Raw genomic sequence first — 14,098 nt, 5'->3', positions numbered from 1 at the left:
TTAATGTTTTTTTGGACCTGCTCCCCGGATTTCAGGGCTTACCTTAGATTCAAACTTTGCAAAATTATCGATAAACAATTGCACCAACTTATCCTTAATTTTCCGGAATCTGGCCTTGTCCGACCAAGTGTTTTCCGGAATAAGGATTTCGGAAGGGACTCCAGGACAGGTAGTGGGTATGGACAGCCCGAAGTTTTCTTCAACGTGATTGGGAACCCCCTCAAAATCCCCGCGATGAATGGCATCCAGGATCCCACGGGTGTATTTTAGTTTAATTCGGGTGCCGGTGCCGTAGTCGCCACCGATCCAACCGGTATTAACCAGCCATGCTTGGGTATTGTGTTCTTTCATTTTGGTGGCTAAAAGCTTGGCATATTCATTGGGATGCCACATCATAAAGGCGGCTCCAAAACATGCACTAAACGTAGCAGATGGCTCCTGCACACCCATTTCTGTTCCGGCTACTTTTGCAGTATACCCGGAAATAAAGTGATAGCTAGCCTGCTCCGGTGTAAGCCTTGCAACCGGAGGAAGTACACCAAAGGCGTCACAGGTGAGAAATATGATATGATTGGGATGTCCTGCTAGACAGGGTATTTGGGTGTTTTCGATGAATCCAATGGGATAGGATGCGCGGGTGTTTTGGGTGATAGAGGTGTCGGTATAGTCAACGATCCGTGTCTGTGGGTCAAATACGACGTTTTCGAGTACGGTTCCGTACCGTATAGCTCTGAAAATGTCTGGTTCGTGTTCTTCGCTTAGGTCAATTGCCTTGGCGTAGCAGCCACCTTCAATGTTAAAGACCCCATCGTCTGTCCAGCAATGCTCATCGTCTCCAATCAGTTTTCGCTTGGGGTCGGCACTTAGGGTAGTTTTGCCCGTTCCCGAAAGCCCAAACAGGACTGTTACGTCGCCGGATTCTCCCACATTTGCAGAGCAATGCATCGGTAGTACGTTTTCCAATGGCATGAGGTAGTTCATAATGGAAAAAATGCCCTTTTTCATTTCTCCGGCATATTCTGTTCCCAATATGACCATTTCTTTTCTTTCCAAGCTCAAACCTATACTTGTCTTGGATGTCATGGTGGTGGTGAACGAGTTGGCGGGAAAACTACCTCCGTTAAATACGACGTAATCTGGTTCGCCAAAAGAAGCCAATTCCTCTAGCGAAGGCATGATAAGCATGTTTTCCATAAAAAGGGCATGATAGGCCCGGGTGCATATGATGCGGATTTTCAGTCGGTACTTCGGATCCCAACCTGCAAAGGCATCTACGACATACAAGTGATTTCTCGTGTTGAAGTAGTCGATCGCCCTCTCCCGGTTAACCATAAACGTATGTTCGTCCATTTCAAAGTTCACTGCGCCCCAGTCGATATTCATTTCTGATTTTTTGTGACGGACGATCCGTTTGTCTTTTGGACTTCTGCCGGTTCTCTTTCCTGAATAACACATCAAGGCGCCTGTGCTGGAAATAGCCGAGCCCTGTTCCAACCTTATGGCAGATTCGTAAAGTACGGAGCGTTCACCATTACGGAGAATGTTTGCTACTTCGATGCCATATTGTCTTAGATTAAAATCCATTGCTTTTTTTATTATCTGATGAATCACCGATGAAAGTATTAAATTTTCGGCGAAAAATCTAGTCATGAACGATTTTTAGCAAGCTAGCGTGGGGATAAAAAATAGATCCCTCCCCTAGTGACCTAAAGGAGGGATGCGTTTATATTGCAAAAGAGGGTAACGTGTTTACTTTACATTTTTCCACGAAGCATCTGATTCCAATAAAGATACGGAAGCCCATATTTTTTCAACAGCCACATGGCATACTGCTCTTTGCTGGTATCCATCAACTTTGAAAGGAAAGGGTCGCTGTCTCGGATGTTATCATATTTAAACTCTGCAAGTACCATTTTGCCATAGCCTGTTACCAGCGGACAGGACGAATACCCTTCGTATTTCTTGGTTGAAAGGGTATTACTTTTGAGCATCGTCAATAGGTTTTCGGCGACCACCGGCGCTTGCTTTCGGATTGCGGCACCGGTTTTGGCGGTCGGTAAGGCTGCGACATCGCCCAATGCGAAGATATTGGGATAGTCATTATGCTGAAGCGTATGGATGTCCACGTTAACCCACCCTTTGGAAGGGCCGCTTTGGTGGGCGATCTTCGAGTTCGAAATAAAGTCGGGCGCCTTTTGTGGAGGCGCTAAGTGAAGCATGTCGTAGGGAATGATTATCTCTGTATCTCCAATTACTTCTTCGTGAATTCTACTATCTTCTGTTCCTACACAGCTGTTGATTCCTGCTTTGTTGAAAGCAAAATGGATTACTTTTTTGGACGGATCAATTTTGGTGGGGGTGTAGTAAGGCTTAAAAATTATATCCCTCTCTTGTATGATTCGGTTTAGCGTATTGGCAAAATCCTTCACTCCGAAAATTACTGTTCCAGGAGTCGCAAAAACCACATTCGTTTTTTCTCTTAGGCCATGCTTGCGGAAGTAGTCTTCGGCCAGATACATGATTTTTTGGGGTGCACCACCACATTTGATTGGAGTGGCCGGCTGTGTAAATACCGCATTGCCTCCTTTGAAGTTACGAAGTACTTCAAAAGTGTACTCAGGGTCAGTGTAATTGGAACAAACACCGTCCTTGCCAAGGCTCTCCCGGAGACCAGGTATCCCATCCAAGTCCATGACTAAGCCCGGGGCCACTACTAGGTAATCATAGGAGAAGGTACCGGATATTTTGCAGCCTACTTGCTGTGCTTCTGGATCTATTGACGTTGCATAGTCCTGAATCCAATCCACCCCCTTAGGTATGTAGTCGGCTTCTTTCCTGATGGTGTCCTTCATGTCAAAAGTACCTGCACCAACCAAGGTCCAAGCGGGCTGGTAATAATGCTCGGCAGATGGCTCGATTAAACCTATTGAAAGATTTTTGTCTGCCCTTCTCAGTCTAGCGGCTACCATGATGCCAGCAGTACCGCCTCCGATGATTAATATTTGGTAATGTTTCATGCTTGGTTTTAGGTTATTTCAGTGTTTTTCAGGCCAAATATATTTTTTTTCAAACTCATATCCTGTAATCTTTGTCACACTAGGCAAATAAGATAGAATTTCCAGTTTTTTTCCCGAATACGATTATAAGGGATTATTTTTTTTTAATTTCGTTTCCTGGCTAAGATGCCACAAACCTAACCATGGAAGACAAAAGGAGCATCGGTTGGCTGGCCGAAAAAATCAGCAATTTTCTGTTTTTTATAAAGGGACGTTTTGATTTGCACGAGGGCAAAGAGGACGAGCTCGACACCATTGATTACATCAAGAAGAACGTGGAATTCAAAGGGGCAAACCTGTGGATTTTGATCTTTGCGATATTTGTTGCCTCTGTCGGGTTAAATGTGAATTCTACTGCAGTGATCATTGGAGCCATGTTGATTTCGCCATTAATGGGCCCTATCATGGGCATAGGCATGGCGGCCGGAATCAACGACTTTGAATTGCTTCAAAAATCACTCAAAAACCTTGGCATTGCAATTATTATCAGTATCCTTACTTCTACGATTTACTTTTCATTCACTCCGTTGAATGATGCACAGTCGGAACTGTTGGCACGGACCGAACCTACCATATGGGATGTATTGATCGCGCTCTTCGGAGGGTTGGCTGGTATCGTGGCGGGTTCCAGAAAAGAAAAGAGCAACGCCATTCCCGGGGTGGCCATTGCCACGGCATTGATGCCGCCGCTGTGTACGGCTGGGTATGGGATCGCTACGGGTAATCTCTATTATTTTCTTGGTGCGTTCTATCTGTTTTTTATAAACTCGGTATTTATCAGCCTATCCACCTACCTGATTGTTCGGTTTATGGGTTTTCCCAAGAAGCAGTTTCTGGATGAAAAAAGGGAAAAGACTGTGCGCAACTACATTACCATCTTTACCATTTTGACCATTGTTCCAAGTGTTTACCTTGCCTATAATATTGTGAAGCGAACTATCTGGGAAAAGGCAGCGAACTCATTTGTTGCAACAGAGTTTGACTTCCCGAGGACACAGGTCATAAATGCCGATTTTCTTTACGATGCAGATAGCAGCATCATAGAGCTCGCACTGGTAGGGGAGCGAATAGACGATGAGACACTCCTGTCCCTACAGCGTCGAACCGAGTCTTCCAATTTGAAAAACACCTATCTCCAAATTAAACAGAGCGGAGACAACGGGGCAGATATGAACCTTCTAAGGTCGGATATCCTAAAAGACCTCTACGAAAGGAATGAAATTTTGCTTCAGAACAAGGATCAGCAAATCCGTTTTTTGGAAGGGGAAATCACCAAGTACTCGGAGGCATCGAATATGACCCGGGATCTGGCAAACGAAGCAAAGGTTAACCACCAAAACCTTCGGGCATTTGCCGTGAACCGTGCGGTGATTGCAAATTTGGAACAAGACCGGTTGGATACCGTGCTGATAGCTTTTGCCACCTTCTCGGAACAGCCCGAAGCAGCAGAGCGAAAGAAGCTGTTGGACTGGCTGAAAGTCCGCACCAAGGCAGATTCTGTGTCGTTGGTGACGGATTAGGCAGTAATATGTGATTAACCTCAACGGGAACGATGGAGTCGATTAGGGATTTGAGTGCTGTTTCAACGGTGTCGTCTAAATACGGTGTTCCTTGTGTGATGTGGTGTTACTGGTCGGAAGGGGAGTTGAATGAAGTACGGCTTGTTAGCATGGAGCATCTGTTAAGACATGTTGGTGTGCCCGTTTTTTTGGTTACAAAAGAGACCTTTTATCAATTGGAAAAGGCCGATTTCCCCATACATCCCGCCTTCCGTTATTTAAGTGCCGTACATCAATCTGATTATGTCCGCGCCTATCTTTGGCATCACTATGGCGGCGCTTGGCACGATGTAAAAGCCACAGAGGTAAATTTTTCACCTTCCTGGGAGCTTTTCGCTGATCAAACCGTTTACTTGATAGGTAGACCCGAGGTAAAAGGCGGAGCGGCAAAAATTAAAGCCCCGGACGGAAGATGGATGCCGGATCATTGGCGTGATTTGGTTTCTGTAATCGCTTGGATTGGGCGTCCCGATACTGCGTTTTCTGCGGAGATGATGCGAAACCTGCACCGTTACCTTGATCTGCATTTGGAGGAGCTCGAAGAGGCCCCCGCCTTGCATCCAAGGGAAAAAAGAATCGACGCAGCTAATTTTGTGGTAAGAGCGTTAAAGCGAAGATTCTACCAAATTACAGGCCGAAGACCCGGATACCCGTTGCCATGGACGGTTTTTGGAAATATCTTTCATCCTTTGAATTACAAGTACCGAGATCATGTAAGCACAAAACTGCCTCAGGACCAAAAGAAAAATGCGGGCATCTACCACCGCTAGGTTTACAGCATCTGCTGCTAGGTTTATGGTACGTAAGGCGTATCCTTCTAGGGGTAAGAGGAGGGATCGGCCAAAATTAATATCCAAAAGCCAATCCCGAAGTCAATATTTTGACTAATTTTGCATCCCATAAGAATATAAACAATAATTCATCCATCCATTCTTATGGGCAATCCAACCAAGCACATTTTTATTACAGGAGGCGTTACGTCTTCATTGGGGAAGGGTATCATCGCCGCCTCTCTGGCAAAGCTGCTGCAATCCAGGGGATTTTCTGTCACTATCCAGAAATTTGATCCTTATTTGAATATTGATCCAGGAACGCTCAATCCCTATGAGCACGGGGAATGTTATGTCACTGAGGATGGTGCAGAAACCGATTTGGATTTGGGGCACTATGAGCGTTTTTTGAATACACCGACCTCCCAGGGAAACAATGTGACTACGGGAAGAATCTACAACAATGTGATCACCAAAGAGCGGAAAGGTGAGTATTTGGGAAAAACCGTTCAGGTGATACCCCACATTACGGATGAAATCAAGCGAAACTTTTATAAACTGGGGTTGGATGGAAAATACGACGTTATCATCACCGAGATTGGTGGTTGCGTCGGAGATATTGAGTCGCTTCCTTTTATCGAGGCGGTGCGTCAGATCCGTTGGGACTTAGGCCCACACAATTTCTTGGTCATTCATTTAACTCTCATACCCTATTTAGCAGCAGCAAAGGAGCTAAAGACCAAGCCTACCCAACATTCGGTTAAGCAGCTTTTGGAAGCCGGCGTACAGCCTGATATTCTTGTTTGTCGTACAGAGCACCACTTGCCGACAGACGTAAAGAAGAAAATAGCCCTTTTTTGCAATGTGCAGTTGAATTGTGTGATAGAGGCTATGGATGCGGATACAATCTACGATGTTCCACTTTTGATGAAGAAGGAAAAGCTGGATGAACGAGTAATTGCCAAGTTGAAGCTCACCGGAAAAACGAATACTGACCTAGAGCAATGGAAGGAGTTTTTGGGCAGGCTGAAGAATCCTACCCAAGAAGTGAAAATTGGCCTGGTCGGAAAGTACGTTTCCCTTCCGGATGCCTACAAGTCAATCATTGAGTCATTTATCCATGCGGGTGCCTCTCTAGAGTGTAAGGTGAACCTCTCTCTGATATCCTCGGAAGAGATTAATCCGGACAATGTGGACCAAAAATTAGGTGACTTAGATGGGATACTGGTTGCGCCTGGATTCGGAGAGAGAGGGTTGGTTGGTAAGATTGAAGCGGTTAAATTTGCGCGGGTAAATCGTGTTCCATTCTTTGGTATTTGCCTTGGAATGCAGATTGCCGTAATAGAGTTTGCGAAGAACGTTCTTGGCCTAACGGATGCATGCTCTACCGAGATGCGGTCAGACACTTCAGAGCCGGTGATTTTCCTTATGGAAGAGCAGAAGGGCATCACCCAAATGGGGGGAACCATGCGCCTAGGTGCTTACCCATGTGAATTGGTGAAGGGAACGAGGTCTGCCGCAGCATATGGAAAAGGGAAAATCAGTGAGCGACACAGGCACCGCTACGAGTTTAACAATAACTACCTGGAATCATTTGAGCGTCATGGTATGGTGGCTGCAGGAAAGAATCCAGACAGTGGATTGGTGGAGATCATGGAAGTGCAGGATCATCCATGGTTTGTAGGCACGCAGTTTCATCCAGAATACAAAAGTACCGTGTTGTCACCCCATCCATTGTTTATCCGATTCGTCCAGGCAGCGATTGATAAAAAACAACAGGTTTAAGTCTTAAAGAAATACGATCCGGTTCCTGCCATAGTTTGGCAGGCTGGAAAAAAATAAAATGTTATGGATAAAAATCAAGCGACAGGTCTTCTACTTTTTGCGGGGGTACTGTTAATCTATTCCCTTTTTTTTGTAAGTGATCCGGAATCATTGCCGCAGGAAGATCCCATGGAGCAGGTCGGTCAGGCCGCGCCCGAAAGGCAGCCGGAACAAATCGTATCGGAATTTGTCGAAGACAGCCTTTCCCAGCTTAAGCTACAGCAGCGGTTTGGCGTTTTTGCGGCAGCGGCAGTGGGAGATGAGCGTACCGTGGTACTGGAAAATGAAGATATCGCGGTCACTTTTTCATCTAAAGGTGGCGAAATAAAGCAGGTTCAACTCAAAGAGTTTAAAACTTGGGAAATGGAGCCCCTCTACTTGATAGAGGAGGGATTTACTTCATTTTCGTATCAGTTGCCAAGTAAAGCGGGGCCGGTGAATCTCAACGATCTCTATTTTAATGTAGACGAGTCGGAAGGGTCTGTCGTGTTTACAGCCCGTACTGGAGGGGGTAGTATCACGCGTTCTTACACACTGAGCGAATCGGGATTTGAGCTTCATCACGATATTCAGGTACAAAATCTTACCGGTGAATTGACCACTCAGTCCATTCAGCTTGCATGGGATTCCCAGTTGAAAAGGTTGGAGGAAGATTTGGAAGAATCTCGACGCAAGACCTATATGAACTACTATACCTCCGATGGAAGCTATGACTACCTCACTACTGGTAACTCGGAGGACGAGGCGCAGGTAGCCACACCGTTACAGTGGGTTGCGTTTAAGCAGCGCTTTTTTACTGCCGGGGTAATTGCGGATGAATCATTTACAAGTGGTGATCTCTCTCAGTCGACCGATGAAGCAAATACCAGTTTGGAAAAAAAAATGTCGGCCTCTCTCTCGTTGCCGCTGCAGCGTGGTTCAGCTGGCTTGAGGTATTACTTTGGCCCAAACAACTACAATATTTTACGTAAGGTAGCTCCGGAATTTGACAAAAACGTCGACATGGGCTATTTCTTTGTCAGTTGGGTAAACAAATACGTCATCGTAAACCTGTTCCATTTTCTGGAGAAGTATTTTGCCAATTACGGGGTTATTATCATTTTGATTGTCTTCATCATCAAGTTGTTCTTGTTGCCATTGACCTATAAATCGTACATAGGCATGGCAAAAATGCGGGTAATTAAGCCCGAAATTGACGAACTAAAGGAGAAATATGGAGAAGACCCCGCCAAAATGCAGCAGGAACAAATGAAGCTGTTTGGGCAGTTAGGTGTAAGTCCTATTTCTGGATGTTTGCCTATGGTGTTACAAATGCCGTTTTTGTTGGCCATGTTCTTCTTTTTTCCAAACTCCATCGAGTTGCGGCAGGAATCCTTTCTTTGGGCGCATGATCTATCCACGTACGACACGTTCATTAAGCTGCCATTTACCGTTCCGTTTTATGGGGCGCACGTCAGTTTGTTTACGTTGTTGATGACGATTTCTCAGATTGCCTATACCCATTTCAATAATCAGCTGACAACTGCGCAAGGCCCCATGAAGAATATCGGCTATATCATGCCGGTAGTATTTATGTTTGTGTTGAACTCCTTTCCGGCTGCTTTGAGCTTCTATTATTTTGTGTCCAACATGGTTACTTTTGGACAACAAGCATTGATCAAGCAGTTTGTAGATGACGATAAGATCAGGGAAAAGGTAGAGGAGACAAAGCTGAAAAATGCGAACAAGAAAAAGTCAAAATTTCAGTTGAAGCTAGAGGAGGCGATGAAGAACGCCGACGCTAAGAAAAAGAAAAAGTGATAACAAGGAAGAGGCTGTTTCAATCGAATGAGACAGCCTCTTTTTTTGAGAGGGGAAAGGTACGAGGTGGACTTGTTCGCAGGACTTTGGAGGAGTACTTAAGGGGGTGGTTTCCACAACAGCTTGTGGAAAACTATATTTACGTCGTTTAGAATTAAATGATATATTTGTAAATATTTGAAAGCGTAAAAAGCAGGCATCATGATTGAAATTACCTTTTATGGCCATTCAGCGTTTCTGATTACCATTGATGGTAAGAAGGTGTTATTTGATCCCTTTATCACTCCCAATGAGAAGGCACAATCCATAGATATATTCAAAATTTCACCGGATTACGTATTGGTTTCCCACGGGCATGCAGACCATGTTGCGGATGTGGAAGAAATTGCCAAGCAGAGTGGTGCGATGGTAGTCTCTAATTTTGAGATTATCAGTTGGTTTCAGCAGAAGGGTATTGAAAATGTGCATCCCATGAATCACGGGGGTTCAAAAGTGTTTGACTTTGGTAGGGTCAAATATGTGAATGCTGTTCATAGCAGCACGTTACCCGATAACAGCCCCGGAGGAAATCCGGGTGGGTTTGTGATCGAAACCGCTTCGGGTACTTTTTATTATGCGGGTGACACTGCACTGACCTATGATATGAAATTGATCGGAGAGGAGTTTTCGATTGACTTTGCGATTTTGCCGATTGGGGATAATTTCACCATGGGCATCGATGATGCGTTGAAAGCGGCGGATTTTGTGGGTACGGATAAGATTATAGGGATGCATTATGATACGTTTCCCTACATCGTTCTTGACAGGGAACAAGCTAATCAAAAGGCAAATGCAGCCCGAAAGGAGCTTGTTTTGCTGGAAATCGGAGAAAAAATTATCCTTGGAAAATAGATAAATGGGAAAAGTAATTGCAATTGCCAATCAAAAGGGCGGTGTGGGTAAGACCACAACAGCCATGAACCTTGCGGCCAGTCTTGCTGTGTTGGAATACAAATCCCTTGTTATAGATGCGGACCCTCAGGCAAACACGACCTCAGGCCTTGGTTTTGATCCATCCGGTATAACGGACAGTATCTACGAATGTATGGTAGATGAAAGCGATATCAAGGATATCATCAAGCAAACCGAGATTGACAACCTTTATCTGGTACCTTCCCATATTAATTTGGTGGGTGCTGAAGTGGAAATGGTCAACTTGGAGAACCGCGAAGAAAAAATGCGGGAGGTGATTGCCGAAATAAAGGAGGATTTTGACTTTATCATCATAGACTGTTCACCCTCATTGGGGCTGATAACCATAAATGCGCTAACAGCGGCAGATTCGGTGATTATCCCGGTGCAATGTGAATATTTCGCGTTGGAGGGTTTAGGCAAGCTTTTGAACACCATAAAGATTATCCAAACACGGCTTAACCAAAACCTAGAAATTGAGGGTATTCTGTTGACGATGTATGATGTAAGGTTGAGGCTTTCGAACCAGGTGGTGGAAGAGGTACGGATGCATTTCAAGAATATGACCTTCGAAACGATCATTCCTCGAAATATAAAATTGAGCGAATCCCCAAGTTTTGGATTGCCTGTAGTTGCCTTTGATGCAACGGGTAAGGGGGCTGTGGCCTATTTGAATCTTGCCAATGAAATTGCTACCAAGAACGGCATGGCTAAGGTTAACTAACCAGATATTATGGCAGAAAACAAACCCGGAAAAAAGAGAAACGCATTGGGCAGGGGCTTGGGTGCCCTCCTAAAGGATACACCACAAACTACCAAGCTGGAGACAGAGGGGAAGGTAAATCCGGTAGCGGGCATTTTTGAAATTCCTCTGAGTGAAATCCAAGTCAATCCCTATCAGCCAAGGGTTCATTTTGATAAGACCGCATTGGAAGAGCTTTCTGAATCGATTAAGGTTCAGGGTATCATACAGCCAATAACGGTCAGACGATTGGGAGATAATGAATACCAGTTGATCTCCGGTGAGCGGCGGTTCCAGGCATCCAAGCTCGCAGGACTGGAAAAAGTACCCGCTTATGTCAGGACGGCCAATGACCAGCAAATGCTGGAAATGGCACTCATTGAAAATATACAGCGTGAAAATCTGAACGCATTGGAGATTGCCCATTCCTATCAACGGCTTTTGAGTGAATGCGACTTAAAGCAAGAACAATTAGGAGATCGAGTCGGGAAAAACCGAACCACGGTCAACAACTACCTCCGATTGCTCAAGTTGCCCCCAGACATTCAAGCAGGAATACGGGATCAGCGAATAAGCATGGGACATGCACGGGCCTTGATTAATATAGAGGATATAGCCAATCAGCTTGCCATTTTCCAAAAAATTCTCTCAGAGGAGTTAAGTGTAAGAAAGGTGGAAGCGTTGGTCAAGGAACTGAATAGTCCCAAAGAGGAAAAGGTGAAAGCAGAAGGCCAATCGGTCAGTCCAGCCAAGAAGTACGAAATAAACCAGATTCAGCAAAAGCTGGCGTCACACTTTGGCACAAAAGTGGCTTTAAAGGCCGATGGAAAAGACAAGGGTGAGATCAAAATACCTTTTCACTCTACAGATGACTTAAACCGGATATTGGAAATCCTGGATATAATTTAATACGCCAACCGCAACGAAAGTGATGGGCAGTAACGAGGTGGATTTTAGAAGAATCCTAGGGTTCTTCTTTGTACTTTTGAGTGGTATCCTTTGTATCCCAAAGGATCTGCATGCTCAAGAAGAGACCTTGGATAGCTTGAATACTTCGGTCGTGCAAGGAGCGGAATCTAATTTGTCTGATGAAGCTCGGATACCCGGCTACAAGGATCCAAAAAAAGCAATGTTTTATGCCTTGCTTTTTCCAGGGGGTGGGCAGATTTATAACGAAAAAGTATGGAAGGTGCCCTTGATATATGGAGGGATATTGACTTCCATTTACTTTTTTGAATTTAATAACCGTAGGTATCAGAGTTTTGTACGGGCTCTTGAAATCATCAGAGATCCGTCTTCACAGGAGCAGAATCCTTTCCCAAATCTTAACCAAGATGGGATTATACGAAATGTAAATTACTGGCGTAGAAACCGGGATTCGATGTTCTTGGTTTTTGGGGGGATTTATGCCTTGGGCTTTGTGGACGCCTTTGTGGATGCTCATTTGTCTGGATTTGATATCAGCGATGACCTGACGCTCAAAGTTGAGCCCTCCATGCAGCCAATAATGGCGAGTCAGTCAGCGGTTGGCCTATCATTGAAATTTAAGTTTTGAGAATATGAATATTTTGATCCTTGGATATGGGAAGATGGGCAAGATCATTTCTGAAATTGCCGAAAGCAGAGGTCACCGAATTGCTGCAAAAATCAATATTGAAAATACCGGCGATTTAGCTGCCTTGGATCCTGCTTCCATTGATGTGGCGATAGAGTTTAGTCAGCCCGAGTCTGCTTTTGGCAATATTCTGTGGTGTATTGAGAGGGGAATACCGGTACTAAGCGGTACCACCGGATGGTTGGATAAAAGAGCACAGATAGAGGCGAAATGCAACGAACTGGGTGGTACTTTTTTTTACGCATCTAACTACAGCGTAGGGGTAAATATCTTCTTTCGGGTCAACCGATTTCTTAGCAACCTAATGAAAGGTCAACACGAATACCGCGTGTCGCTGGAGGAAATCCATCATACCGAAAAAAAGGATGCACCGAGCGGGACAGCGATTTCACTGGCGGAGGGCGTATTGGAGCATATTAAGACGCTTTCGGGCTGGAAATTGGCGGATGATCCAACGCTTGGCGCCGGAGACCTCCCTATCACTGCAAAGCGGATAGACCCGGCTCCGGGCACACATATTGTGACCTACTCCTCAGAAATCGATGATATAGAAATAATGCATACAGCCCATAGCAGAAGGGGTTTTGCGCAAGGGGCTGTACTGGTATCCGAATGGATCAAAAACAAAAAGGGAATTTTATCTATGGAGGATTTTCTAACCCTCTAAGCCAACAACAAAGATGAGTACGACACCAAAAAAGAAATCAGCTTTTAGAGAATGGGCCGATGCCCTTCTTTTTGCAGTTATAGCAGCCAGTTTAATCAGGTGGTTGCTGTTGGAACCTTTCACTATCCCAACGGCATCGATGGAAAAGTCGCTGCTCGTGGGGGATTTTTTGTTTGTGAGTAAGATGCATTACGGCACCCGCATACCAAGAACCATCCTACAGGTGCCCTTGACTCATCAAAAGATATGGGGTACAGAAATTCCTTCTTATTCAGATGCCGTTCAATTACCCTATTTCAGGCTTCCGGGCTTTACGTCAATCAAGCGAAATGATGTGGTTGTATTTAATTATCCGGAAGAACATCAGTACCCAACGGACTTGAAGACCAACTATATCAAGCGGGCGGTTGCCGTGCCGGGGGATGTGCTGGAGATAAAAGATACCCAGATTTATATCAATGGCCAGCCGAGTGAAAATCCGGAGGAAATGCAATACTCCTACGATGTACTCACCAACCGCCCACTCAATATGGAGTTTTTTGACCAGTTCGGGATTAATCCAGACAGTTTTTACCCCTTTTCAGATAATTCCGGCTATTTGGTGTTTGCTACGGCTTCTATGGTAGAAAAACTCAGTTCATCTCCCGTCATTACTTCTGTAAAGAAGCGTACGAGCAGAGAGGGGCAGGGTGATGTGAATATCTTTCCCGACGGAGCCTATTTCGGTTGGAACAAAGACCATTTCGGCCCTCTCGAAGTTCCTGCAAAGGGATGGACCATTTCCCTCGACGAGGACAACGTGCGCAAGTATGCCTATACGATTGAGAAATACGAAGGGCATGAAAACATTTCTATCGACGGAAACCAGATTTACATAGATGGTCAAAAAGTAGATACCTATACCTTCAAGCAGGATTACTATTTCATGATGGGAGATAACCGTCACGATTCACTGGACTCCCGTTTTTGGGGTTTTGTACCGGAAGATCACGTGGTGGGCAAGGCATGGTTTCTGTGGCTTTCCCTGGAGAAGCATAAAAACTTCCTCAATAAGATTCGATGGAACAGGTTTTTTAAATCAATTCATTGACAGGCAAAGCTCCCTTCGCAATCG

The 14,098-nt window shown here is 44.9% G+C and carries 12 protein-coding genes; 10 read left to right on the top strand and 2 right to left on the bottom strand.

Annotated features, from left to right (window positions below; translation table 11 throughout):
• A complete protein-coding gene (gene pckA / locus IAQ59_RS03070; protein WP_209329303.1) occupies positions 1–1,584 on the bottom strand; it encodes a phosphoenolpyruvate carboxykinase (ATP) in 1,584 nt (527 codons plus the stop codon).
• Between the two features lie 170 nt (positions 1,585–1,754).
• Positions 1,755–3,017, bottom strand: coding sequence for an NAD(P)/FAD-dependent oxidoreductase (locus IAQ59_RS03065; protein ID WP_209329302.1), 1,263 nt, complete (start codon positions 3,015–3,017; stop codon positions 1,755–1,757).
• A gap of 182 nt (positions 3,018–3,199) precedes the next feature.
• On the opposite strand from IAQ59_RS03065, the gene IAQ59_RS03060 reads away from it, so the two are divergent.
• The 10 genes from IAQ59_RS03060 to lepB all read left to right on the top strand — a co-directional run bounded on the left by IAQ59_RS03060 (position 3,200) and on the right by lepB (position 14,074).
• On the top strand, positions 3,200–4,576 hold the full coding sequence (locus tag IAQ59_RS03060; RefSeq protein WP_209329301.1) for a TIGR00341 family protein: 1,377 nt from the start codon (positions 3,200–3,202) through the stop codon (positions 4,574–4,576).
• A 32-nt stretch (positions 4,577–4,608) separates the two neighbouring features.
• Positions 4,609–5,385 (top strand): hypothetical protein, encoded by a 777-nt coding sequence (locus IAQ59_RS03055; protein WP_209329300.1) that lies wholly within the window; start codon positions 4,609–4,611, stop codon positions 5,383–5,385.
• A gap of 165 nt (positions 5,386–5,550) precedes the next feature.
• On the top strand, positions 5,551–7,170 hold the full coding sequence (locus tag IAQ59_RS03050; RefSeq protein WP_209329299.1) for a CTP synthase: 1,620 nt from the start codon (positions 5,551–5,553) through the stop codon (positions 7,168–7,170).
• A 63-nt stretch (positions 7,171–7,233) separates the two neighbouring features.
• Positions 7,234–9,009 carry a membrane protein insertase YidC gene (gene yidC, locus IAQ59_RS03045; RefSeq protein ID WP_209329298.1) on the top strand — a complete coding sequence of 592 codons (1,776 nt, stop codon included), beginning with the start codon at positions 7,234–7,236 and terminating at the stop codon, positions 9,007–9,009.
• Between the two features lie 201 nt (positions 9,010–9,210).
• Positions 9,211–9,900, top strand: a complete 690-nt coding sequence (locus IAQ59_RS03040) for a metal-dependent hydrolase (protein ID WP_209329297.1) — start codon at positions 9,211–9,213, stop codon at positions 9,898–9,900.
• A gap of 4 nt (positions 9,901–9,904) precedes the next feature.
• Positions 9,905–10,684, top strand: coding sequence for a ParA family protein (locus IAQ59_RS03035; protein WP_209329296.1), 780 nt, complete (start codon positions 9,905–9,907; stop codon positions 10,682–10,684).
• A 9-nt stretch (positions 10,685–10,693) separates the two neighbouring features.
• Positions 10,694–11,611 (top strand): ParB/RepB/Spo0J family partition protein, encoded by a 918-nt coding sequence (locus IAQ59_RS03030; RefSeq protein WP_209329295.1) that lies wholly within the window; start codon positions 10,694–10,696, stop codon positions 11,609–11,611.
• 22 nt (positions 11,612–11,633) lie between these two features.
• On the top strand, positions 11,634–12,257 hold the full coding sequence (locus IAQ59_RS03025; protein WP_245189398.1) for a DUF5683 domain-containing protein: 624 nt from the start codon (positions 11,634–11,636) through the stop codon (positions 12,255–12,257).
• Positions 12,258–12,261: 4 nt separating this feature from the next.
• The gene (locus IAQ59_RS03020; RefSeq protein WP_209329294.1) at positions 12,262–12,984 is read left to right on the top strand and encodes a 4-hydroxy-tetrahydrodipicolinate reductase; all 723 of its coding nucleotides are present in this window, start codon (positions 12,262–12,264) and stop codon (positions 12,982–12,984) included.
• Between the two features lie 13 nt (positions 12,985–12,997).
• Positions 12,998–14,074, top strand: coding sequence for a signal peptidase I (gene lepB, locus IAQ59_RS03015; RefSeq protein WP_209329293.1), 1,077 nt, complete (start codon positions 12,998–13,000; stop codon positions 14,072–14,074).
• The last annotated feature ends 24 nt before the right edge of the window (positions 14,075–14,098 follow it).

The organism is Lunatimonas salinarum (assembly GCF_017811155.1).
Classification (GTDB): Bacteria; Bacteroidota; Bacteroidia; order Cytophagales; family Cyclobacteriaceae; genus Lunatimonas; species Lunatimonas salinarum.
Note: the sequence above shows the minus strand (reverse complement) of the source record. Positions and strands in the feature narration are given on the sequence as shown.